Genomic DNA, 21,721 nt, shown 5'->3' with positions numbered 1-21,721 from the left:
ATCCTCCCTTAGGTTGTGCGACTGCAGTTTGAAAGGCCGGGCGTGCCCGGCCCCTCGTTCTTGTTGCCTACACGTAGCGGAACACGCCGATGGCGTAGACCACGCTCAAGGCAAGAGCCCACCACAGGTTGGAGCCGACAAGCCCCAGCCATGCGAGATTGATGAATGCCGAACCGAGCAGCGATATGAACAGTCGGTCGCCGCGCGTCGTCTCGAAGTGCAGGATGCCGACGCGGGGATTGCCGCCGGGCCGCGCGTACTCCCAGACGGCCATCAGCGCCAGCAGCGTGAAGATGGACAGGAAGAACATCGCGGTCGGAAAGGTCCAGGCCATCCAGCCGCCGGGAATGAGCGGTGCGAACCAGTCGCGCGCGTCGTCCTTCACCGGCAGCGACATCACCAAAAGGCCGGTGGCAAGCGCGTAGGCCAGCAGAACGGCCAGGAGTGCGACGGGCCAGCGGTTGTTGCGGTTGGCGTTGGCAGCCATCAGACCCTCCCCAGGGCGAAGCCCTTGGCGATGTAGTTGCGAACGAAATAGATCACCAGCGCCCCGGGGATGATCGTCAGCACCCCGGCCGCGGCAAGCACGCCCCAGTCCATCCCCGACGCCGAGACCGTGCGCGTCATCGTCGCGGCGATCGGCTTGGCGGCCGTCGTCGTCAGCGTGCGGGCAATCAAGAGTTCGACCCAGGAGAACATGAAGCAGAAGAAGGCGGCCACGCCGATGCCGGATGCGATTAGAGGCACGAAGATCTTGGCGAAGAACTTCGGGAACGAGTAGCCGTCGATATAGGCCGTCTCGTCGATCTCCTTCGGCACGCCCGACATGAAGCCCTCGAGGATCCAGACGGCGAGCGGAACGTTGAACAGGCAATGCGCCAGGGCGACGGCGATATGCGTGTCGATCAGGCCGAAGGCCGAATAGAGCTGGAAGAAGGGCAGGGCGAAGACCGCCGGCGGCGCCATGCGGTTGGTCAGCAGCCAGAAGAACAGGTGCTTGTCGCCGAGGAAGCGATAGCGCGAGAACGCATAGGCCGCCGGCAACGCAACAGTGACCGAGATCACCGTGTTCATCACCACGTATATGATCGAGTTGATGTAGCCGGAATACCAGGCGGGATCGGTGAAAATGACGATGTAATTGCGGAGGGTCGGATTCTGCGGCCACAGTGAGAAGGTGCCGGTAATCTCCATGTTCGTCTTGAAGCTCATGTTGACGAGCCAGTAGATCGGCAGCATCAAGAACAGGATATAGAGCGTGGGCACGACCCAGGAAAAGCTGCGGTGCGGCGACCGGGAGACATTCGCCCGAGCGCGTTCAGCGGTCCGTGCGGGCGCCTGTGCGGCGGCTTGTGGTTCAACGCGTGCGGTCATGTTCTCCTCCCTCACGCCTGCTCGTCGCTGCTGGTCATGACCGTGTAGAAGATCCACGACAGCAGCAGGATGATCAGGAAGTAGATGAGCGACATCGCCGCCGCCGGCCCCAGGTCGAACTGGCCGATCGCCATCTTGACGAGGTCGATCGACAGGAAGGTCGTCGAGTTGCCCGGCCCGCCGCCGGTGACGACGAAGGGTTCGGTATAGATCATGAAACTGTCCATGAAGCGCAGCAGGAATGCGATCAGCAGCACGCGCTTCATCTTCGGCAACTGGATGTGACGGAAGACGGCCCAGCGCGAGGCACCGTCAATCTTGGCGGCCTGGTAGTAGGCGTCCGGAATGGAGACGAGGCCGGCATAGCAGAGGAGTACGACCAGGCTTGTCCAATGCCAGACGTCCATGACGATCAGCGTCACCCAGGCGTCGAAGACGTCGTTGACGTAGTTGTAGTCGAGGCCGAGGGCGGACAGCGTGAAGCCCAGCAGACCGATGTCGACCCGACCGAAAACCTGCCAGATCGTGCCGACCACGTTCCACGGAATGAGCAGCGGCAGCGCCATCAGCACGAGGCAGACCGGTATGCCGATCCCCTTCTTCGGCATGTTGAGCGCGATCAGGATGCCGAGCGGGATCTCGATCGAAAGGATGATGGCGGAGAAGAGCAGGTTGCGGCCGAGCGCCTGCCAGAAGCGATCGGAGTGCAGGATCTCGACGAACCAGTCGGTGCCGGCCCAGAAGAACTGGTTGTTGCCGAAGGTGTCCTGAACCGAATAGTTCACCACCGTCATTAGCGGGATCACGGCCGAAAACGCCACCAGCAGCAACACCGGCAGCACCATGAACCAGGCCTTGTTATTCCAGGTCTTTTCCATGGATCAGGCCTCCCTGCCGACGTGCCAGGAATTGGCGTAGATGTTGATGGCGGACGGATCGAAGCTAACGCGCGGATCGGCCGGGATCTCGCCGTCCTCGGGAACGACGATCGAGATCGGGTTGCCGGCAAATTCGGCGCGGACGATCTTCTGCCGGCCAATGTCCTCGACCTTATTGACGCGGACATGCATGCCCTCGCGCCCAAGCCGGACGAACTCCGGGCGGATGCCGAGTTCCGTCGTCGCGTTGGCGGCGACCTGCGGACGGAAGTCGAGCGCGATCGTGTCGGTGCCGATCGTCACGTTGCTGCCGTCGATCGTCGCCGGCAGCACGTTCATGCCGGGCGAGCCGATGAAGTAGCCGACGAAGGTGTGGCTCGGGCGCTCGAACAACTCCGCCGGCGTTCCGATCTGCACGATCTGGCCGTCATACATGACGACGACCTTGTCGGCGAAGGTGAGCGCCTCGGTCTGGTCGTGGGTGACATAGACCATGGTGAAGCCGAACTGGCGGTGCAGCTTCTTCAACTGCGAGCGCAGCACCCACTTCATGTGCGGGTCGATGACGGTCAGCGGCTCGTCGAACAGGATGGCGTTGACGTCGCTGCGCACCAGTCCACGTCCGAGGGAAATTTTCTGCTTCTGGTCGGCAGTCAGCCCGCGCGCCTTCTTCTTCGCCCAGCCGCCAAGGCCGGTCATGTCGATGATCTCGCGCACGCGCCGGTCGACTTCCGCTTCCGGGACGCCGCGATTGCGCAGCGGAAAGGCGAGATTGTCGTAGACCGTCATCGTGTCGTAGATGACCGGGAACTGGAAGACCTGGGCGATGTTGCGCTGTTGCGTGGACAGGTTCGTGACATCTCTGCCGTCGAACAGGATCCTGCCTTCGGAGGGTTGAAGCAGGCCCGAGATGATGTTCAAGAGCGTGGTCTTGCCGCAGCCGGAAGGGCCGAGGAGCGCGTAGGCGCCGCCGTCGTTCCACTCGTGATGGACTTCCTTCAGCGCATAGTCGGCCTCCGACTTCGGCTTTTCGCCGTAAGCGTGGCGGATATGTTCGAGATTGATGCGCGCCATGGCTTCCTCCTCACGCCGTCGCCGAGCCGGCGATGGCCCTGCCGTCCGGAGCGAACGCCATCAGGTGGCGCGTGTCGACATAGACGGTGATCTGGGCATCGGGCTCGATGTCGTGGATGCCGGGTGCGAGCATCACCCAGCGCGTGTCGGCGAATTCGACGTGGATGAAGCTCTCCGAACCGGCAATCTCCGAGATCGCGGTACGGACCGGCACCGGCGCGGCCACGGGCGTCTGGGGCGTGAGGGCCAGGTGATGCGGCTGGAAGGCGACGGTGCACGGCCCATCCGGGATGCCGGCGAGGTGCGCCGGCACCGGCAGGACCGTCTCTCCCTCGAGCACGAAATGACCGTTTGCCTTGATCAGCGCAAACGTGTTCAGCGGCGGATCGGCGAAGGTTTCGGCCGTGATCAAATCGACCGGGCGGCGATAGATATCGATGGTGGGAGCAAACTGGGTGATGCGCCCTTCCGACAGCGTTGCCGTGTTGCCGCCGAGAAGAAGCGCTTCGGACGGCTCGGTCGTGGCGTAAACGAAGATCGCTCCGGAGGCGGCAAAAATCTTCGGCAGTTCCTCGCGCAGTTCCTCGCGCAGCTTGTAGTCGAGGTTGGCGAGCGGCTCGTCGAGCAGGACGAGGCTGGCGTTCTTGACGATCGCGCGCGCCAGCGCGGTACGCTGCTGCTGTCCGCCGGAGAGGTTGAGCGGGGTACGATCGAGATAGGGGGTGAGCTTGAGAAGGTCGGCCGCCTTGCGCACTTCGCGATCGATCGTGGCGCGGTCGGCACCCTTGATGCGCATCGGCGAGGCGATGTTCTCGTAGACCGACATCGCCGGGTAGTTGATGAACTGCTGGTAGACCATGGCGACGCTGCGATCCTGCACGCGCATGCCGGTCACGTCCTTGCCGTCGAACCAGACGGAGCCGAAGCTCGGCTTGTCCAGGCCCGCCATGAGGCGCATCAGCGAGGTCTTGCCGGACAGCGTCGGGCCGAGCAGCACGTTCAGCGAACCGCGCTCGAGCACGAGGTTGGTGGGATGGATGTGCGTCTCCCCGCCCGCGACCTTCGTGATGTCTCTAAGTTCAAGCATTCATGTCTCCAACGTTCCCCCTGCCATCGGAATGCGCACTAGTTTGGTGCCTGCTCTGCCTTCACCATGTAGCTTTCGAGCGCCTCCGCTTCGTCGGCGCTAAGCTGCAATCCCCGCTTGGTGCGGCGCCACAGCACATCCTCGGCGTGCCGCGCCCATTCTTCCCGCATTAGCCAGCGAACCTCAAGTTCGTAAAGGTCGCAGCCGAAATGCTGCCCGAGGTCTTCGATCGACCTTGCTTCGCCAAGCATCGCGGCGGCACGCGTGCCGTAGAGGCGCACCAGCCGTCTCGCATGCGAGGGAGACAGAAAGGGGTAGGCGCGCGACAGTTTGCCGACTTCGGCGTCGAACGCCTCGACGCCAAAATCCCCGCCCGGCAGCCGCGAGACGGCTGTCCACTTTCCGCCTTTTTCGCCGATGGCCTCGCCGATCTTGTCGAGGGCGGCCTCCGCAAGCCGCCGATAGGTGGTGAGTTTGCCGCCGAAGACGTTGAGCAGCGGCGCCTGGCTACCGTTTCCATCGACCTTCAGCACGTAGTCGCGCGTGGCTTCCTGCGCCTTGCCCGCGCCGTCGTCGAACAAGGGACGGACGCCGGAATAGGTCCAGACGATGTCAGCCCTTGTCACCGGCTCGACGAAATACTCGCTTGCGGAACGGCAGAGGTAGTCGATCTCCTCGTCGCTGATGCGGACATCGCGCGGATCGCCGTCATAGTCGCGGTCGGTGGTGCCGATCAGCGTGAAATCATCCTGGTAGGGAATGGCGAAGATGATGCGCCCGTCTGGATTCTGGAAGAAGTAGGCGCGCGGATCGGAAAACTTCTTGCGGACGACGACGTGGCTGCCCTGGACGAGGCGGACATTGTGCACGTTGTTCTGTCCCAGCGCGCCGGCAAGCACCTTGTCGACCCAGGGGCCGCTGGCGTTGACGAGCATCCGCGCCCTGACCGTCTCCCGGGCACCGGAGGCGACGTTTTCGGTTTCCACGTCCCAGTGCCCGTTTTCGCGCCGGGCCGAGACGACGCGTGTGCCGACGCGAATGTCGGCGCCACGATCGGCGGCGTCGCGGGCGTTCAGCACCACAAGGCGCGCATCGTCAACCCAGCCGTCGGAATACTCGAACGCCTTGGTGAAAAGTTTCTTCAGCGGTTGCCCGGACGGATCGTGACGCATGTCGAGGGTACGCGTCGCCGGCAGCAGCTTGCGTCCGCCGATATGATCGTACAGGAAGAGGCCAAGGCGGATCAGCCAGGCCGGCCGGATGCCTCCCTTGTGATAGGGCAGCACGAAGCGCATCGGCCGGATGACGTGCGGCGCCATGGCCCAGAGCACTTCACGCTCCATCAGTGCCTCGCGCACCAGGCGGAACTCATAGTGCTCCAGATAGCGCAAGCCGCCATGGATGAGCTTGGTGGAGGCGGAAGAGGTGCCGGCGGCCAGATCCTTCATTTCGGCCAGCACGACGGAGTAGCCACGGCCTGCGGCGTCGCGCGCGATGCCGCAGCCATTGATGCCCCCGCCAATGACAAAAATGTCGCTGACCACTTCGATCGCCAAACGTTTTCCCTCTCAATTTCGCAACGCACAAATATACGCACTTGCGAAAGCCAGGAAAGTTAAAACGAAAATTTTTCGAATGTCAAACGAATGTGGAAGGAAGATCCGATCAGCCGCTCGCGTCGCCGGCGGACGTCTCGATCAGCCGCACGTCCTGGCTGGCGCAGATGTCGCGGATGTTGTCGAGCGGACACCGGTCGGTGATGAAGGTGTGCACCTGCGAAAGGTGGCCGATTCGCACCGGCGCGGTCCGCTCGAACTTTGTCGAATCGGAGACCAGGATAACGTGGCGGGCATTGGCGATGATCGCCTGCGCCACCTTCACTTCGCGATAATCGAAGTCGAGCAGGGCGCCGTCCTGGTCGATCGCGGACACGCCGATTACCGCATAGTCGACCTTGAACTGGCGAATGAAATCGACGGTCGCCTCGCCGACAATGCCGCCATCCGCGCCGCGCACGACGCCGCCGGTGATGACTACCTCGATCGAGGGGAAGCCGCGCAATTTATTGGCAACATTGATGTTATTGGTAATGACCATCAGTTCCCTGTGGTCGAGCAAGGCCTCGCTGACGGCTTCCGTGGTCGTGCCGATGTTGATGAAGAGCGAGGAGTTGTCGGGAATCATCGCTGCGGCTGCCTTGCCGATCGCCTGCTTTTCCGGGGCGGCGATCGATCGGCGTGCCTCGTACTTGACGTTCTCGTTGCCGCTAGGAAACAGCGCGCCACCATGAATGCGGGTCAGGGCCTTGTTGTCGCACAGATCGTTCAGGTCCTTGCGTATGGTTTGGGGGGTGACGGAGAAGCGGGCGGCGAGGTCTTCCACCAGCACCCGGCCTTCCGTCCTTGCAAGGTCCAGGATCTCTGCCTGGCGACCTGTCAGATACATCGATTCTCTCCTGCGCTTTCGTTTTTGTTCATCATATGCAAAAACGAAAGCGCTGCAATTCTCCTGCCGCGCGTAGTTGGTGTGCGCAGAAATATTTGTGATACTGGTGCGGTCACGTCCGGGGACCGCACACCGATTGGGAGATCGCCATGTTTCATCCGGCCTTGTTCAAGGGTGTTAACGTCGTCGTCACCGGGGCCGGGCGAGGCATCGGTCTCGAGGTTGCGCGCCAGTTCCTGGATTGCGGAGCGCACGTGCTGCTGCACGGCGGACGCGAGCCGCTTGCGGCCGTTCCGGACTTTCTCGAGGAGGCGCTCGAGGAGGCGCGGGCGCACATTGTCCACGCCGATTTCCTGACGTCGCAGGGCGTTTCCGAGGTTGCCCGCTATGCCGACAACCTCTTCGAGCAGGTGGATGTGCTGATCAACAATGCCGGCACGATGGTCGGCCGTTTTGCCGCCGATGCCTTGACCGACGAGCAATACCAGGCCGTGGTGCGGCTCAACCAGACGTCCGTCGTCGAGATGACCCGGGCGATGCTGCCGGCGCTGCGTCGCGCGACCAATGCCGCGATCGTCAATACCGTCTCGATCTCGGCGCTGACCGGCGGCAGCCCGGGCTCGGCGGTCTATTCGGCAACCAAGGCCTTCGTCTCGACCTACTCGAAGGCCCTGGCGCGCGAGCTTGCACCCGACGGCATCCGGGTCAACTGTGTCTCGCCGGGAACGATAGCGACCGATTTCCATGCGCGCTACTCGACGCCAGAGAAGCTGGAGGCGACGCGCAAGTCGATACCTCTGCAGCGTCTCGGAATGGCTCAGGACTGCGCGCCGGCCTATCTGTTTCTCGCCTCGCCCACGCTTTCGGGGTACATTACCGGGCAGGTGCTGGAGGTAAACGGCGGCCAACTGATCTGCTGATGCCAAACCGCAACGCTGCCGCGAAAAAGTAGCTGCCCGCCACGCGCTTCCCCCTTGCGCCATATTTCGCGTGCACCAGATCAAGTTGCGCGGGCGCCGTGGTTGGACGTGCCGATTTCGGGTCAGGAGGGCAGATGAAGCAGTTCATGAACCCTGGGGCGGATGACATCGCAACCGTCGACCTGTTCTTCGATCAGGCAAAGAAGGCCAGCCGCTTTCTGAAGGCGCTTTCCCACGAGACGCGGCTTCTGATCCTGTGCCTGCTGACGGAAGGCGAGAGGGCGGTCGGTGAGATCGAGGCGATCCTCGGTCTGCCGCAGGCTGTCGTCTCGCAACAGCTCGCCCGCCTCCGTCAGGATCAGATCGTTGTCACCCGCCGCGATGGCCGCCAGGTGTTTTACAGCCTCGCCGACGAGAATGTCAGCGCGATCATGGGCGCGCTCTACGAGACTTTCTGCCGGCCGATGGCCGCGCGTGAACGGGGCGCATGAGCTTTTGAAGGTCTATTTGCGGACGTCGATCACCGCCCGTCCGCGGATCTTGCCTTCGAGAATAGCCGGGCCGAGGGTCGGCAGATCGGCCAGCCCATATTCGGTGACCATGTCGTCCAGCTTGTCATGCGGCAGGTCGGTGACGATGCGGCTCCAGGCGTCGATCCGTTCATCGCGCGGGCGCATCACCGAATCGATGCCAACCAGACAGACGCCGCGCAGGATGAAGGGGATCACGGTGAAAGAGGGCACCGCCGCGCTGGCCGCAAGCCCGATCGAGGCGACGGCGCCGTCGTATTTCACCTGCTTGAGCACGCGCATCAGCATCTCTCCGCCCACCGAATCGATGGCGCCGGCCCAGCGTTCGGATTCCAGCGGCTTTGCGGACGCTTCGGCCAGTTCGGCGCGGTCGATAATCGTCTCGGCGCCAAGCTCGCGCAGATAGGCGGCCGCTTCTGGCCGGCCGGTGACGGCCGCGACGCGATAGCCGAGGCGGGCGAGAATCGCCACCGCGACCGAGCCGACGCCGCCGGCGGCTCCCGTCACCAGGATCTCGCCCTTGGGCGGCGACAGGCCGGCCTTCTCCAGGGCCATCACGGCAAGCATCGAGGTCAGGCCGGCGGTGCCGATCGCCATGGCCTCGCGCGTCGTCAGCTCATCCGGAAGCGGCACCAGCCAGTCGCCTTTCACTCTGGCGCGGCTGGCATAGCCACCCCACCAGGATTCGCCCACGCGCCAACCGGTCAGCACCACCTTGTCGCCGGGGAGATAGCGAGGGTCGCCGGATGACACCACCGTGCCGGCGAAATCGACGCCAGGCACATGCGGGAAGCTGCGCACCAGTCCGCCCTTGCCCGTAATGCAGAGCCCGTCCTTGTAGTTCAGCGTCGAATATTCGACTGCGACGGTCACGTCGCCGTCCGGCAGGCGGTCGTCCTGCAGGTCTTGCACAGACGCCGAGATCGCGCCGTCCTCGGCCTTCTCAACCAGGAGTGCTCTAAAAGTCATTGCCAGTTCCTCCGCCTGCCTTCTTTCTATATCCCCATTGCTTGGTCGTGCCAGCGTTCTTTTGTATGAGGGCAGGGCGGCAAGGTAGGGACGAGCCCCGATGATCGACAAGCTGGAATACTTCATAGCGCTTGCCCGAGAGCGGCACTTCGCGAGGGCGGCTGATGAGCTCGGCATTTCCCAGCCGACGCTGTCGGCGGCCATCCGCCAGTTGGAGGACCAACTCGGCGTCGTGCTCGTCAATCGTGGCTCCCGCTTCCAGGGGCTCACGCCGGAAGGTCAGCGTGTGCTCGAATGGGCGCGGCGCATCGTTGGCGACGCGCGCACCATGCGCGAGGAGATGCGGGCGGCGCGCAAGGGGCTCTCCGGTCACATCCGCCTGGCCGCCATCCCCACGACGCTTGCCATGGTTCCGCGCATCACCGCCCCCTTCCAGGAGAAGCATCCCGACGTCACCTTTTCCGTGCTCTCCGCCAATTCGCTGCAGATCCTCAGCCTCCTGGAGAACCTGGAGATCGACGCAGGTCTGACCTACCTGGAAAACGAGCCGCTCGGGCGCGTGACCAGCGTGCCGCTGCATGCGGAGCACTATCACCTGATCACCGCAAAGAACGGTCCACTGGCCGATCGCGATAGCGTGACCTGGAAGGACGTGGCCGACGTTAGGCTTTGTCTATTGACTTCCGACATGCAGAACAGGCGTATCATCAATCGTCATTTTGCCGAGGTCGGCGTGACAGCGCAGCCAACGCTCGAGTCAAATTCGATGATCGTCCTGTTCTCGCATGTCCGAACCGGGCGTTGGTGCAGTATAATGCCGCGAAATGTCGCGCTTTCTTTCGGTTTTCACGACGAGATCAAAATAGTTTCGATCGTCGATCCCGCCCCGCATCATCTCGTCGGTCTGGTTGCGACGCATCGTGAGCCATTCACGCCACTGGTATCGGCTCTGTTGCATGAGGCGCGGATTCTGGCTGAGCATGGGCTGGAACAATAGAAAAAAACTATCAAGTGACGGGATAGCCTTATTGACCCCTCCAGCCTTCCCTGAGAAGCTGTTTCGATAAGGGGTGGAGATCGACAGGGTTCCGTTCTTCCCCTTCGGTTTCAAGGCATTGGGCCCGATTTTCCGCTGCTTGGCAGGCGGCAGGCCTTTGTCATTCGGGAGGTCTGCGCATGAATCTGCACGTTTCCGGCGATGTCGGGACGAGAACATCGGCCATCATCGGCGCACTCAGGGAGCTCGAGGGCCCGCTGCTGCCGATCCTGCACGAGATCCAGGCGGAGTTCGGCTATGTCCCGCAGGAAAGCCTGCCGGTGATCGCCCGCGAGCTGAACCTGTCGCGCGCCGAAGTGCATGGCGTCGTCACCTTCTATCACGATTTCCGCGAACGTCCCGCTGGCCGGCACGTGCTGAAGCTCTGTCGCGCCGAGGCCTGTCAGTCGATGGGAGGTGACGCGGTCGCCGAAAAGATCAAGGCACTGCTCGGCATCGATTTCCATCAGACGACGTTGGACGGTGCGGTGACGCTGGAGCCCGTCTACTGTCTCGGTCTCTGTTCCTGCGCGCCGTCGGCGATGCTCGACGGCGAGGTGCATGGCCGCCTTGACGCCGCCGCTGCCGCTGAGCTCGTTCAGGAGGCGCGTCGATGACCGTCAAGATCTACGTCCCCCGTGACACGGCCGCCCTTGGGCTCGGCGCAAACAAGGTGGTGGCGGCCATCGAAACCGAAGCCGCGGCGCGCGGCCTCGATGTCGCGATCGTGCGCAACGGCTCGCGCGGCATGCACTGGCTGGAGCCGCTGGTCGAGGTTGTCGTCGATGGCGAGCGGATTGCCTATGGTCCGGTGAAGGCCTCCGACGTGCCCTCCCTGTTTGACGCGGGTTTTGTCTCCGGTGCGGCGCATCCGCTGTGCCATGGCTCGACGAAGGACATACCTTTCCTGAAGCAGCAGACGCGCCTGACCTTCTCGCGCTGCGGCATTACCGATCCGCTCTCGCTCGATGACTATCGCCGGTTCCGCGGCCTGACGGGCCTGGAGAAGGCGGTCGCCATGGCGCCGGCCGATGTCGTCAAGGAAGTCACCGACAGCGGCCTGCGCGGTCGCGGCGGCGCCGGCTTCCCGACCGGCATCAAGTGGAAGACGGTTCTCGACGCCGCCGGCGATCGCAAATACATCGTCTGCAACGCCGACGAGGGCGACAGCGGTACCTTCGCCGACCGCATGATCATGGAGGGCGATCCCTTTGTGCTGATCGAGGGCATGGCGATCGCCGGGCTCGCGGCCGGCGCCACCAAGGGCTACATCTACACCCGCTCCGAATATCCGCATGCGATCGCCATCATGAGCGAGGCAATCGAGATCGCCCGCAAGGCCGGCGTCCTCGGCCCGTCGGTGCTCGGCTCGGGCCGCGCCTTCGACATGGAGGTGCGCACCGGCGCCGGCGCCTATGTCTGCGGCGAGGAAACGTCGCTGCTGAACAGCCTCGAGGGCAAGCGCGGCGTCGTTCGCGCCAAGCCGCCGCTGCCGGCCCACAAGGGCCTGTTCGACTGTCCGACCGTCATCAACAATGTCATCTCGCTCGCCTCCGTGCCGGTCATCCTCGACCAGGGCGCGGCCTTCTACCGCGATTTCGGCATGGGCCGGTCGCGCGGCACGATCCCGATCCAGATCGCCGGCAACGTCAAGCACGGCGGCCTCTACGAGACCGCCTTTGGCCTGTCGCTCGGGGAGATCGTCGATCACATCGCTGGCGGTACCGCGTCGGGGCGGCCGGTCAAGGCGGTGCAGGTCGGCGGGCCGCTCGGCGCCTACTTCCCGCGCGCGCTGTTCGACACGCCCTTCGACTACGAGGCTTTTGCCGCCAAGGACGGGCTGATCGGCCATGCCGGCATCGTCGTCTTCGACGACACTGCCGACATGCTGAACCAGGCGCGTTTCGCCATGGAGTTCTGCGCCATCGAAAGCTGCGGCAAGTGCACGCCCTGCCGCATCGGCTCGACGCGCGGCGTCGAGGTGGCCGACAATATCGCCCGCGGCATCGAACCGGAGAAGAACCGCGAACTGCTCGCCGACCTCTGCAACACCATGAAGTTCGGCTCGCTCTGCGCGCTCGGCGGCTTCACGCCTTACCCGGTGATGAGCGCCATGACCCATTTCCCGGAAGATTTTTCACCCGCACCTGTCGTGCAGGCGGCCGAGTGAGGGAGGAGAAAAGCCAATGAACCTTATCAAGGAAATCGACTTCGGTACGCCCGCCTCCAAGTCGGAAAAAATGGTGACGCTAACGATCGACGGGCGCGAGATCACCGTGCCGGAGGGCACCTCGATCATGCGCGCCTCGATGGATGCCGGGATCGAGATCCCGAAGCTCTGCGCCACCGACATGGTCGATGCCTTCGGCTCCTGCCGACTCTGCCTCGTCGAGATCCAGGGCCGTGGCGGCATGCCGGCCTCCTGCACCACTCCGGTCGCACCCGGGCTCGTCGTCTCGACCCAGACGCCGCGGCTGAAGGATGTCCGTCGCGGCGTGATGGAGCTCTATATCTCCGACCACCCGCTCGACTGTCTCACCTGTGCCGCCAACGGCGACTGCGAGCTGCAGGACATGGCGGGGGCAGTCGGCCTGCGCGACGTCCGCTATGGCTATGACGGCGAGAACCACGTCAAGGCCCGCACTGACGGCGCCATCAACATCAAGTGGCAGCCGAAGGACGAATCGAACCCGTATTTCACCTTCGATCCGGCCAAGTGCATCGTCTGTTCGCGCTGCGTGCGGGCCTGCGAGGAAGTCCAGGGCACCTTCGCGCTGACGATCGAGGGCCGGGGCTTCGACAGCCGGGTTTCCGCCGGTATGCATGAGGACTTCGTTTCCTCCGAATGCGTCTCCTGCGGCGCCTGCGTGCAGGCCTGCCCGACGGCGACCCTGACGGAAAAGTCCGTCATCGAGATCGGCCAGCCGGAGCACTCGGTGGTCACCACCTGCGCCTATTGCGGCGTCGGCTGCTCGTTCAAGGCGGAGATGCGCGGCGAGGAACTCGTGCGCATGGTGCCGTGGAAGGACGGTCAGGCGAACCGCGGTCATTCCTGCGTCAAGGGCCGTTTCGCCTACGGCTACTCGACCCATAAGGACCGCATTCTCAACCCGATGGTGCGCGAAAAGATCACCGATCCCTGGCGCGAAGTGAGCTGGGAAGAGGCCCTGTCGCATGTGGCGAGCGAGTTCCGCCGCATCCAGTACCAGTATGGCCGCGATTCCATTGGCGGCATCACCTCGTCGCGTTGCACGAACGAGGAAACCTTCCTCGTGCAGAAGCTGATCCGCGCCGGCTTCGGCAACAACAACGTCGACACCTGCGCCCGCGTCTGCCACTCGCCGACGGGCTACGGCCTCGGCCAGACCTTCGGCACCTCGGCCGGCACGCAGAATTTCGATTCGGTCGAGGAGACCGACGTCGTCATCGTCATCGGCGCCAACCCGACCGACGGTCACCCGGTCTTCGGCTCCCGCCTGAAGAAGCGGTTGCGCCAGGGGGCGAAGCTGATCGTCATCGATCCGCGCCGCATCGATCTCGTCAAGGGGCCGCATGTCGAGGCGAGCTACCACCTGCCGCTGAAGCCCGGCACGAACGTCGCCGTGGTGACGGCGCTTGCCCATGTCATCGTCACCGAAGGGCTCTTTGACGAGACGTTCATCCGCGAGCGCTGCGACTGGTCGGAATTCGAGGACTGGGCGTCCTTCGTCTCCGAGGAGCGGCACAGCCCGGAGGCAGTCGAGGCGCTCACCGGCGTTTCGGCCGACCTCGTTCGCGGCGCGGCGCGGCTGTTTGCCACCGGCGGCAACGGATCGATCTATTACGGCCTCGGCGTCACCGAACACAGCCAGGGCTCGACCACCGTCATGGCCATCGCCAACCTCGCCATGGCGACCGGCAACATCGGCCGTCCGGGCGTCGGCGTGAACCCCTTGCGCGGCCAGAACAACGTGCAGGGCTCCTGCGACATGGGCTCGTTCCCGCACGAGCTGCCGGGCTACCGCCACATCTCCGACGATGCGACGCGCGAGATCTTCGAAAAGCTCTGGGGCGTGAAGCTCAACGAAGAGCCGGGCCTGCGCATCCCGAACATGCTCGACGCCGCCGTGGAAGGCACGTTCAAGGGCATCTACATCCAGGGCGAGGACATCCTGCAGTCCGATCCCGATACCAAGCACGTCTCGGCTGGTCTCGCAGCGATGGAATGCGTCGTCGTGCAGGACCTGTTCCTGAACGAGACGGCGAACTATGCGCATGTCTTCCTGCCCGGCTCGACCTTCCTTGAGAAGGACGGCACCTTCACCAACGCCGAACGCCGCATCAATCGGGTGCGCCGGGTCATGACGCCGCGCAATGGCTATGCCGACTGGGAAGTCACCCAGAGGCTCGCCCAGGCGATGGGTCTTGCCTGGAACTACAAGCACCCCTCCGAGATCATGGACGAGATTGCCGCGACGACGCCGAGCTTCGCGCTGGTGTCCTACGACTATCTCGAAAAGATGGGCTCGGTGCAGTGGCCCTGCAATGAGAAGCACCCGCAGGGTTCGCCGATCATGCACGTGGACGGTTTCGTGCGCGGCAAGGGCAAGTTCATCCGCACCGAATATGTGGCGACGGACGAAAAGACAGGGCCGCGCTTCCCGCTGCTTCTGACCACCGGCCGTATTCTCAGCCAATACAATGTCGGTGCACAGACACGGCGTACGGAAAACGTCGTCTGGCACGACGAGGACCGGCTGGAGATTCATCCGCACGACGCCGAGAACCGCGGCCTCCGCGACGGCGACTGGGTGCGGCTCGCCAGCCGCGCCGGTGAAACGACGCTGCGCGCGCTGATCACCGATCGCGTGGCGACCGGCGTGGTCTATACGACCTTCCATCATCCGGACACGCAGGCGAACGTCATCACCACCGACTTCTCCGACTGGGCGACGAACTGCCCGGAGTACAAGGTGACCGCGGTGCAGGTCTCGCCCTCTAACGGCCCGTCCGAATGGCAGGTCGAGTACGGCGAGCAGGCCCGCCAGTCGCGGCGGATCGCCGGCAAGCTGGAGGCGGCGGAGTAGGGTCGGGATGTGTCGATGACGCAATTCAGCACGACCACCAGGGTTCCCGAGCTGGCCCGGCGCGCCGGGCGGCTTGAGGAGCGGGCGCGCACTGTTCCTGAAGAGGTTCCGGTCGCCTTCACCTATCATGGCTCGACCCATGCGGTGATGATGGCAACACCGGGGGATCTCGAGGACTTCGCGGTCGGCTTCAGCCTGACGGAGGGCATCATCGCTGGTGCCGACGAGATCGAGTTGGTCGAAGTCGTTGCGGAAGAGAAGGGCATCGACCTGCAGATCCGCCTCGCCGACGCACAAAGCACGGCGCTGACCGCCCGCCGTCGCCATATGGCGGGGCCGGTCGGCTGCGGACTGTGCGGCATCGAATCGATCGAGCAGGCCGTTCGGGTGACGCCGTCGGTGCGGACGTCGGCGCTGGTGCTGACGCAGAGCGAGGTCGTCGAGGCCGTGCGCCTTCTGAACGGCCAACAACCTCTGCACATGGAGACGCACGCCGTCCATGGTGCTGCCTTCTTCGTTCCGGGTGAGGGGCTGATTGGCGTGCGCGAGGACGTTGGCCGGCACAACGCGCTGGACAAGCTCGCCGGTGCGGCTGCCCGCGCCGGCTATCGCGGCAGCGCGGGGGCGGTCGTCGTTACGAGCCGAGTCTCCGTCGAAATGGTGCAGAAGACGGCCGTCGTCGGAAGTCCCTTCATCATTGCCATCTCGGCGCCCACCGCGCTTGCCATCCGCACGGCCGAAGAGGCCGGTGTGACGCTGATCGCGCTGGTGCGCGGTGACGAGTTCGAAATTTTTACAGGCGCCGAGCGCGTGGTGTCGTCTTCGGGCGATGCCGGACGCCGGGTCGTCAACAGGTAGGAAACAGTTCATGTCGAACGAAGCAAAGCTGGTCCGCATGGCCAATCAGATCGCCACCTTCTTCCATTCCCAGCCAGGAGAGGACGGGCCGAAGGGGGTCGCCACCCATATCAACAAGTTCTGGGAGCCGCGCATGCGCCGCCAGTTCTTTGCGATCGTGGAAAATCACCGTGGCGAAGGGCTGGATCAGATGGTGCTCGACGCCGTGCCGCTGATTCGCCGCCCTCCGCCGCCCTCAGTGGGCAGCAACGCCTCCGGCGGCTGACGTCCGTTCCTTCCGGTCTATGCCCGGACCAGCTTCGGGATCAGGAAACCGGTCCGGCGGCGATAGGCCTCGTACTCGATCGCCAGCGGCGTGGCGGCGAACTTGCTTTCCTCGCCTTTCGCCGCGACAACGTAGATGACCACGAAGGCGAGCACCGGAAGGGCGGCCCACAGGGTCCAGGTCGCAATCGCCCACCCGGTCCAGAAGATGATGTAGGACGTGTAGAACGGGTGCCGTACGAGACGATACGGCCCGATCGTGACGAGGCTGTCCGGCTTGTCGGGGTCGAAGGCAAAGCGCAGACGGGCCTTGCGGGAAGCCGAAATCGCCCACCAGAAGAGCACTGTGGCCGCAACTTCGAGACCAAGGCCGACCAGTTGCGCGGCAACCGGCTGCTGCCGGCTCCAGAGGAGATAAAGAAAACAGAGTGTCGTCAACGTCACCGCGGCCGACACGACCTTCATGCCGGCCGGCATGCGCGGCGATGAAAAATGTCCGCGCAAAGACCACGTGTAGAAGCCGACGACGATGACGCTCACGCAGGTGACTGCGATATCCAGTGCTGTTTCCATTCCCCTGTCGGCGCTGCCGACCCCCTCTTGTACGGTATCGAACCATATCCGCGCTCGGACGCTGCCGCAATGCGGCTCGAAGATATCCGTACCGCGTAATCGTCGCCGCACCTCGCGTTTGGCGGCACCGCCGCGCCGCCAGCCTTAGCGTCTCGTTCATGATCGACGTGTATCCTCCGGGAGCGATTCCGCGCGGCGCGCGGCGTTCTCATCGGGACTTGGATGATGGTGTTCAACATTCGGACGATCGTGACCCGTCACGGAGCCGTGCGCTACAGCGACACGGGTGGGTCCGGATTCCCGATCCTGCTGATCCATGGCTCCAGCTTCTCCCGGCGGGTGTTCGAGAAGCAGTTCGACAGCGGGCTCGCCGGGCGCTGGCGGCTGATCGCCGTTGATCTGCCGGGGCATGGCGATTCGGAGGACGCACGCGATCCAAGGTCCGCCTACGCGGTCACCGGCTTCGCCGACTGCCTGGAGGAAATTGCCGAAGCCCTCGACCTGAAGCGGCTTGCCATTTTCGGCTGGTCGCTCGGTGGCCATGCCGCAATCGAGTGGATGAGCCGCAGCACGCGCATTCGCGGGCTGATGCTTTGCGGCGCGCCGCCGATGCCACGGGGACTGATCGGCATGTTCCGGGCCTTCCATCCGTCGCGGGATCTTCTTCTGACCTCGAAGCAGACCTTCAGCGAGCGTGATGCCGCGCGCTTTTCCTCGCTGTGCTTCGGGTCGGTCAAACCCGCCCCTTACCAGGATCTCGTCCTGCGAGCGGACGGCCTGGTCCGGTCGGTCTTTGCACAGAGTCTTGCGCGAGGGGACGGCGCCGACCAGCGACGCGCAGTCGAGACGGCGTCGATTCCGATCGCCATCGTGGCCGGGGCCGACGATCCTTTCGTAAAGCTTGGCTATCTTTCCGGGATTCACCTTCCGGGCCACTTTTCCGACGAGACTATCGTCATCGACGGTGCCGGACATGCGCCCTTCTGGGAGCGGCCGGACGTCTTCAATCCCATCCTCGACCGTTTCCTCGACACCGTCGCCGCCGATACGGCGTCTGCCTGGCAGGCGCACGTCCGCCGCGTGACGGCGCGCGCAAGGGGATAGCATTCCTAGCCCAGCGTTTCGACGCAGGACGAACGAGGTCGGCGTGCGCCCCGAAAATCGAGTGCCCGGAGCCCGTCCAAAACCTCAAAAGCCGCCTGATCTTTCAATCGGGCGGCTTCGGCAGATCAGGCTTGTGCTTTCAGGCTCAGGCCGCCATTTCCTCGACGTCGCGCTCCTTGAACATGCGCGCCAGGTTGAGGAAGCAGATCATGCCGTTTTCGTGGGCGATGATGCCCTCGGCATAGACCTTGTCGAAGGAGGTCGTGACTTCCGGAACGGGCTGGATCTGGTCGGCACGAATGGTGAGGATGTCCGACACACGATCGACGACGAGGCCGACCACCATGTTGTGCACCTCGGCGACGACGATGGCGCTCCGCTCGTTGGCCTCGGTGCTCTTCATGCCGAGCTTGTGGGCAAGGTCGATGATCGGAATGACGGTGCCACGCAGGTTCATGACGCCGATGACGTCGGGAGGCGAATGCGGAATCGGGGTCGATGGTGCCCAGCCGCGGATCTCGCGGATCGTGGTCGTCTTGACGCAGAATTCCTGATCATGCAGCCGGAAGGCGATGATCTCGAGGGTTTCGCCGGCGAAGCCGGCCGTGTTGAAGGTCGTCATGGGAAGTCGTGCCTCATCTAACCGCGCTGTATGGCTTGCAGGCGATGAGGATAACCTCGGCGAGGTTAAGGATTGCTCAACCGGCACGCCGACCCGCACGGGGCGGGCCGGCGTCATGGCGGCGGGGGATCTGGCGGAGTCCCGCTGCCACAGTCAGTCGCGCAGCACGGCTGCGAATTGGGCGACGGCCCAGTCGACCTGGTCGGCGTTAATGACGAGCGGTGGGGCGATTCGGATCGTGTCGCCGTGGGTGTCCTTGGCGAGGATGCCGCGCTCCTTCAGCGCCTCGCAATACTTGCGCGCACCGCCTGCGGCCGGGTCGAGCTCGACGGCGAGCATCAGGCCGCGGCCGCGCACCTCCTTGATGATGTTGGAGCGGATCTCGGTGAGACCCTTCTGGAAGCGTTCGCCCATGCGGGCGGCGTTGCCGATCATGTCCTCCTCGGTCAACACGCGGAGCGCGGCGCGGGCGATGGCGCAGGCGAGCGGATTGCCGCCGAAGGTCGAGCCGTGCTGGCCGGGTTTCAGCACGCCCAGGACCTCGCTGTTGGAGAGCACCGCCGAGACTGGGTAGAAGCCGCCGGACAGCGCCTTGCCGACCAGCGTCACGTCGGCCTCGATCTTCTCGTGCTCTTCGGCGAGCAGTTTTCCGGTGCGCCCGAGGCCGGTCTGGATTTCGTCCAGGATCAGGGTGATGCCATGCTTGGTGCAGAGCTCGCGCGCGGCGGCGAAATAACCGGCCGGCGGGATCAGCACGCCGGCCTCGCCCTGGATCGGCTCCACCAGGAAGGCAACGGTGTTTTCGGTGATCGCCGCCCGGAACGCGTCGATATCGCCGAAGGGCACGTGCTTGAAGCCGGGGGCGAACGGGCCGAAGCCTTCGCGTGCGTCCGGATCGGTCGAGAAGCCGACGATCCCCATGGTGCGGCCATGGAAGTTGTCGTTGCAGACGATGATCTCGGCCTTGTCCCTGGCAACGCCCTTGACCTCGTAGCCCCATTTGCGGACGGCCTTGATCGCGGTTTCCACGGCTTCCGCGCCGGAGTTCATCGGGAGGACCTTGTGCGAGCCGGTGAGGGACGCGATCTCCTCATAGAAGTGCGCAAGCTGGTCGTTGCGGAAGGCGCGTGACGTCAGCGTCAGCTTCTTCGCCTGTTCCACCATCGCCGCGAGAATCTTCGGGTGGCAGTGGCCCTGGTTGACGGCCGAGTAGGCCGAGAGGCAGTCGAGATATCGGTTGCCGTCCACGTCCCAGACATAGACGCCTTCGCCGCGGGAAAGCACGACGTCGAGCGGCTTGTAGTTGTGGGCGCCGAGCCGGTGCTCGGTTTCGATCAGGCTTGCGGTCGTGGGTGTCATCGGTTCCTCCGGATTGTCAGGCGCTGCGTGTCGGTCGATCGAGCACGCGGCGACCAAAAAGGCTTGCGGTCAGTTCGACAAGGATGCGGGCGCTCTTGCCGCGGTCGTCGAGAAACGGGTTCAGTTCGACGAGATCCAGCGAGGCGACGAGGCCGCTGTCGCAGAGCATCTCCATGATCAGGTGCGCCTCGCGGAAGGTGGCGCCGCCCGGAACGGTGGTGCCGACTCCCGGCGCGATCTCGGGGTCGAGAAAGTCGACGTCGAGGCTGACGTGCAAGAGCCCGTCGGCGCGGCGAACGGTGTCGATGATCTCGTGCATGATGCCGGCCATGCCCGTCTCGTCTACGGCGCGCATGTCGTAGACATTGACGCCGTGCTCGGCGATCTCCTCGCGCTCGCGCTCATCGACGGAGCGGATACCGACTTGGAAGACGTTCTTCGGGTCCACCAGCGGCCGGCCCGCGGCAAGGATCGGTGCGAACTCGGCCTCGCCGCAGAAGAAGGCGACCGGCATGCCGTGCATGTTGCCGGACGGTGAGGTCTCGGGTGAGTTGAAGTCGGCATGCGCATCGAGCCACAGCACGAACAGCGGCTTTCCGACGTCCTTGGCATGGCGCGCCATGCCGGAGACGCTCCCCATCGAGAGCGCGTGATCGCCGCCTAGGATCAGCGGAAACCGTCCGGCCCGGGCAGCCTCGTGCACCGCAGCGTCGAGCGCGCGCGTAAAGCCAGCCACCGTCTGCAGGTTGTTGGCGCGCGGGTGACTAGCGAGGTCGCGGGCCGGCAGTGGCTGCAGGTCGCCCTCGTCGACGATGGCGTGGCCGAGCTCGCCCAGCGTGGTATCGATGCCGGCGATCCTCAGTGCTGTCGGTCCCATGGCGGCGCCGCGGCGGCCGGAGCCTTCCTCGAGCGGCGCGCCGATCAGCGCGATGGTTTGCTTCTGTGCCATCATGTCCAGTCCCCGCAGAGCGTGCGTTCGTTCTTTCCGGTCCGGCCGGATTTGGTGCGATTATTGCCCTTCACCGCGTTGGCAAAAAGGGGATAAACTGACAAATAGAAGGCCGAAAACTGCATAATGAAAAGCAGGTGAGAGCAGAATGATAAGTCTGGACGATCTCGATCACGCCCTCATCAGCGCGCTTCGTCACAATGCGCGCATGCCGGTCTCGTCGCTGGCGGCAATGACCGGCACGTCGCGGGCGACGGTGTCGGCGCGGATCGACCGCCTGGTGCAGTCGGGCACGATCGCGGCGTTCACGATCCGCACCGGCGCTGAACTCAGTGGCAGCGGCGTTCGCGCGATCGTGATGATCGAGGTACTGGGGAAAATGGCAGACCGCGTGGCGGCGCAACTGCGCGGGCTACCGCAGGTCCGCGCTCTTCATTCGACCAATGGTCGCTGGGATTTCATCGCCGAGTTGGAGGACAAGGACCTTGGCACCTTCGACGAGACGCTGCGGCGCATCCGCCTGATCGACGGCATCAACTCGACGGAGACGAACATTCTCTTGAAGACGACCAAGAGCGTGCTCGCGTAGCGGCCCAGATAACGGAGGGCCAAC

General features: G+C 64.2%; 22 protein-coding genes. 10 read left to right on the top strand and 12 right to left on the bottom strand.

Features of this window, described 5'->3' with window-relative positions:
- Positions 1-67: 67 nt before the first annotated feature.
- The 7 genes from J2Y48_RS03920 to J2Y48_RS03890 form a co-directional block, all read right to left on the bottom strand.
- Positions 68-487 carry a DUF2160 domain-containing protein gene (locus tag J2Y48_RS03920; protein ID WP_310413034.1) on the bottom strand — a complete coding sequence of 140 codons (420 nt, stop codon included), beginning with the start codon at positions 485-487 and terminating at the stop codon, positions 68-70.
- Complete coding sequence (locus tag J2Y48_RS03915) at positions 487-1,374, bottom strand: carbohydrate ABC transporter permease (protein WP_310413031.1); 888 nt, start codon at positions 1,372-1,374, stop codon at positions 487-489. Before J2Y48_RS03915 ends, J2Y48_RS03920 begins: the two co-directional genes overlap by 1 nt.
- Before the next feature lie 11 nt (positions 1,375-1,385).
- Positions 1,386-2,252 (bottom strand): sugar ABC transporter permease, encoded by an 867-nt coding sequence (locus tag J2Y48_RS03910; RefSeq protein ID WP_310413027.1) that lies wholly within the window; start codon positions 2,250-2,252, stop codon positions 1,386-1,388.
- A 3-nt stretch (positions 2,253-2,255) separates the two neighbouring features.
- Positions 2,256-3,326, bottom strand: coding sequence for an ABC transporter ATP-binding protein (locus tag J2Y48_RS03905; RefSeq protein ID WP_310413024.1), 1,071 nt, complete (start codon positions 3,324-3,326; stop codon positions 2,256-2,258).
- Between the two features lie 10 nt (positions 3,327-3,336).
- Positions 3,337-4,413, bottom strand: coding sequence for an ABC transporter ATP-binding protein (locus tag J2Y48_RS03900; protein ID WP_310413021.1), 1,077 nt, complete (start codon positions 4,411-4,413; stop codon positions 3,337-3,339).
- Positions 4,414-4,451: 38 nt separating this feature from the next.
- Positions 4,452-5,969 carry a glycerol-3-phosphate dehydrogenase gene (gene glpD / locus J2Y48_RS03895; protein ID WP_310413018.1) on the bottom strand — a complete coding sequence of 506 codons (1,518 nt, stop codon included), beginning with the start codon at positions 5,967-5,969 and terminating at the stop codon, positions 4,452-4,454.
- Positions 5,970-6,078: 109 nt separating this feature from the next.
- A complete protein-coding gene (locus tag J2Y48_RS03890; RefSeq protein WP_310413015.1) occupies positions 6,079-6,858 on the bottom strand; it encodes a DeoR/GlpR family DNA-binding transcription regulator in 780 nt (259 codons plus the stop codon).
- Positions 6,859-7,007: 149 nt separating this feature from the next.
- Between J2Y48_RS03890 and J2Y48_RS03885 the strand changes: the two genes are divergently transcribed.
- Entirely contained in the window at positions 7,008-7,778 is a 771-nt protein-coding gene (locus J2Y48_RS03885; protein ID WP_310413012.1) for an SDR family oxidoreductase, read from the top strand.
- 134 nt (positions 7,779-7,912) lie between these two features.
- Positions 7,913-8,269 carry a metalloregulator ArsR/SmtB family transcription factor gene (locus tag J2Y48_RS03880; protein WP_310413009.1) on the top strand — a complete coding sequence of 119 codons (357 nt, stop codon included), beginning with the start codon at positions 7,913-7,915 and terminating at the stop codon, positions 8,267-8,269.
- A 12-nt stretch (positions 8,270-8,281) separates the two neighbouring features.
- Here J2Y48_RS03880 and J2Y48_RS03875 read toward each other — a convergent pair whose 3' ends face one another.
- A complete protein-coding gene (locus tag J2Y48_RS03875; RefSeq protein WP_310413006.1) occupies positions 8,282-9,277 on the bottom strand; it encodes an MDR family oxidoreductase in 996 nt (331 codons plus the stop codon).
- A 100-nt stretch (positions 9,278-9,377) separates the two neighbouring features.
- On the opposite strand from J2Y48_RS03875, the gene J2Y48_RS03870 reads away from it, so the two are divergent.
- The 6 genes from J2Y48_RS03870 (at position 9,378) to J2Y48_RS03845 (ending at position 16,502) form a co-directional block, all read left to right on the top strand.
- Positions 9,378-10,274 carry a LysR family transcriptional regulator gene (locus J2Y48_RS03870; RefSeq protein WP_310413003.1) on the top strand — a complete coding sequence of 299 codons (897 nt, stop codon included), beginning with the start codon at positions 9,378-9,380 and terminating at the stop codon, positions 10,272-10,274.
- A 179-nt stretch (positions 10,275-10,453) separates the two neighbouring features.
- A complete protein-coding gene (locus tag J2Y48_RS03865; protein ID WP_310413000.1) occupies positions 10,454-10,930 on the top strand; it encodes a formate dehydrogenase subunit gamma in 477 nt (158 codons plus the stop codon).
- Positions 10,927-12,483, top strand: a complete 1,557-nt coding sequence (locus tag J2Y48_RS03860) for an NADH-quinone oxidoreductase subunit NuoF (protein WP_310412997.1) — start codon at positions 10,927-10,929, stop codon at positions 12,481-12,483. The genes J2Y48_RS03865 and J2Y48_RS03860 overlap by 4 nt, the downstream gene beginning before the upstream one ends.
- 16 nt (positions 12,484-12,499) lie before the next feature.
- The gene (gene fdhF / locus J2Y48_RS03855; protein ID WP_310412993.1) at positions 12,500-15,379 is read left to right on the top strand and encodes a formate dehydrogenase subunit alpha; all 2,880 of its coding nucleotides are present in this window, start codon (positions 12,500-12,502) and stop codon (positions 15,377-15,379) included.
- Between the two features lie 15 nt (positions 15,380-15,394).
- A complete protein-coding gene (gene fdhD, locus J2Y48_RS03850) occupies positions 15,395-16,237 on the top strand; it encodes a formate dehydrogenase accessory sulfurtransferase FdhD (protein WP_310412990.1) in 843 nt (280 codons plus the stop codon).
- A 10-nt stretch (positions 16,238-16,247) separates the two neighbouring features.
- Positions 16,248-16,502 (top strand): formate dehydrogenase subunit delta, encoded by a 255-nt coding sequence (locus J2Y48_RS03845; RefSeq protein ID WP_310412987.1) that lies wholly within the window; start codon positions 16,248-16,250, stop codon positions 16,500-16,502.
- A 17-nt stretch (positions 16,503-16,519) separates the two neighbouring features.
- On the opposite strand, the gene J2Y48_RS03840 is transcribed toward J2Y48_RS03845, so the two are convergent.
- Positions 16,520-17,074: an isoprenylcysteine carboxylmethyltransferase family protein gene (locus tag J2Y48_RS03840; protein ID WP_310412984.1), complete on the bottom strand. Its 555-nt coding sequence runs from the start codon at positions 17,072-17,074 to the stop codon at positions 16,520-16,522.
- 225 nt (positions 17,075-17,299) lie between these two features.
- Here J2Y48_RS03840 and J2Y48_RS03835 point away from each other — a divergent pair, with 225 nt between their 5' ends.
- Positions 17,300-18,178, top strand: coding sequence for an alpha/beta hydrolase (locus J2Y48_RS03835; RefSeq protein ID WP_310412981.1), 879 nt, complete (start codon positions 17,300-17,302; stop codon positions 18,176-18,178).
- A gap of 145 nt (positions 18,179-18,323) precedes the next feature.
- On the opposite strand, the gene J2Y48_RS03830 is transcribed toward J2Y48_RS03835, so the two are convergent.
- From J2Y48_RS03830 to rocF, 3 genes are all read right to left on the bottom strand, one after another.
- Positions 18,324-18,800 (bottom strand): chemotaxis protein CheW, encoded by a 477-nt coding sequence (locus J2Y48_RS03830; RefSeq protein ID WP_310412979.1) that lies wholly within the window; start codon positions 18,798-18,800, stop codon positions 18,324-18,326.
- A 153-nt stretch (positions 18,801-18,953) separates the two neighbouring features.
- Complete coding sequence (gene rocD, locus J2Y48_RS03825; RefSeq protein WP_310412977.1) at positions 18,954-20,159, bottom strand: ornithine--oxo-acid transaminase; 1,206 nt, start codon at positions 20,157-20,159, stop codon at positions 18,954-18,956.
- 16 nt (positions 20,160-20,175) lie between these two features.
- On the bottom strand, positions 20,176-21,108 hold the full coding sequence (gene rocF, locus J2Y48_RS03820) for an arginase (protein ID WP_405030152.1): 933 nt from the start codon (positions 21,106-21,108) through the stop codon (positions 20,176-20,178).
- Between the two features lie 148 nt (positions 21,109-21,256).
- Here rocF and J2Y48_RS03815 point away from each other — a divergent pair, with 148 nt between their 5' ends.
- The gene (locus J2Y48_RS03815; protein WP_310412972.1) at positions 21,257-21,697 is read left to right on the top strand and encodes an Lrp/AsnC family transcriptional regulator; all 441 of its coding nucleotides are present in this window, start codon (positions 21,257-21,259) and stop codon (positions 21,695-21,697) included.
- Positions 21,698-21,721 lie beyond the last annotated feature (24 nt).

This window comes from Mycoplana sp. BE70, assembly GCF_031455855.1.
In the GTDB taxonomy this organism is placed as follows: domain Bacteria; phylum Pseudomonadota; class Alphaproteobacteria; order Rhizobiales; family Rhizobiaceae; genus Mycoplana.
The sequence above is the reverse complement of the archived record's forward strand: the minus strand, read 5'-3'. Positions and strand labels throughout refer to the sequence as shown.

Bases quoted from the DNA above. Each gene is read 5' to 3' on its own strand.
- J2Y48_RS03920 (WP_310413034.1), bottom strand. From the start codon at position 487: ATGGCTGCCAACGCCAACCGCAACAACCGCTGGCCCGTCGCACTCCTG.
- J2Y48_RS03915 (WP_310413031.1), bottom strand. From the start codon at position 1,374: ATGACCGCACGCGTTGAACCACAAGCCGCCGCACAGGCGCCCGCACGG.
- J2Y48_RS03910 (WP_310413027.1), bottom strand. From the start codon at position 2,252: ATGGAAAAGACCTGGAATAACAAGGCCTGGTTCATGGTGCTGCCGGTG.
- J2Y48_RS03905 (WP_310413024.1), bottom strand. From the start codon at position 3,326: ATGGCGCGCATCAATCTCGAACATATCCGCCACGCTTACGGCGAAAAG.
- J2Y48_RS03900 (WP_310413021.1), bottom strand. From the start codon at position 4,413: ATGCTTGAACTTAGAGACATCACGAAGGTCGCGGGCGGGGAGACGCAC.
- J2Y48_RS03890 (WP_310413015.1), bottom strand. From the start codon at position 6,858: ATGTATCTGACAGGTCGCCAGGCAGAGATCCTGGACCTTGCAAGGACG.
- J2Y48_RS03885 (WP_310413012.1), top strand. From the start codon at position 7,008: ATGTTTCATCCGGCCTTGTTCAAGGGTGTTAACGTCGTCGTCACCGGG.
- J2Y48_RS03880 (WP_310413009.1), top strand. From the start codon at position 7,913: ATGAAGCAGTTCATGAACCCTGGGGCGGATGACATCGCAACCGTCGAC.
- J2Y48_RS03875 (WP_310413006.1), bottom strand. From the start codon at position 9,277: ATGACTTTTAGAGCACTCCTGGTTGAGAAGGCCGAGGACGGCGCGATC.
- J2Y48_RS03870 (WP_310413003.1), top strand. From the start codon at position 9,378: ATGATCGACAAGCTGGAATACTTCATAGCGCTTGCCCGAGAGCGGCAC.
- J2Y48_RS03865 (WP_310413000.1), top strand. From the start codon at position 10,454: ATGAATCTGCACGTTTCCGGCGATGTCGGGACGAGAACATCGGCCATC.
- J2Y48_RS03860 (WP_310412997.1), top strand. From the start codon at position 10,927: ATGACCGTCAAGATCTACGTCCCCCGTGACACGGCCGCCCTTGGGCTC.
- fdhF (WP_310412993.1), top strand. From the start codon at position 12,500: ATGAACCTTATCAAGGAAATCGACTTCGGTACGCCCGCCTCCAAGTCG.
- fdhD (WP_310412990.1), top strand. From the start codon at position 15,395: ATGACGCAATTCAGCACGACCACCAGGGTTCCCGAGCTGGCCCGGCGC.
- J2Y48_RS03845 (WP_310412987.1), top strand. From the start codon at position 16,248: ATGTCGAACGAAGCAAAGCTGGTCCGCATGGCCAATCAGATCGCCACC.
- J2Y48_RS03840 (WP_310412984.1), bottom strand. From the start codon at position 17,074: ATGGAAACAGCACTGGATATCGCAGTCACCTGCGTGAGCGTCATCGTC.
- J2Y48_RS03835 (WP_310412981.1), top strand. From the start codon at position 17,300: ATGGTGTTCAACATTCGGACGATCGTGACCCGTCACGGAGCCGTGCGC.
- J2Y48_RS03830 (WP_310412979.1), bottom strand. From the start codon at position 18,800: ATGACGACCTTCAACACGGCCGGCTTCGCCGGCGAAACCCTCGAGATC.
- rocD (WP_310412977.1), bottom strand. From the start codon at position 20,159: ATGACACCCACGACCGCAAGCCTGATCGAAACCGAGCACCGGCTCGGC.
- rocF (WP_405030152.1), bottom strand. From the start codon at position 21,108: ATGGCACAGAAGCAAACCATCGCGCTGATCGGCGCGCCGCTCGAGGAA.
- J2Y48_RS03815 (WP_310412972.1), top strand. From the start codon at position 21,257: ATGATAAGTCTGGACGATCTCGATCACGCCCTCATCAGCGCGCTTCGT.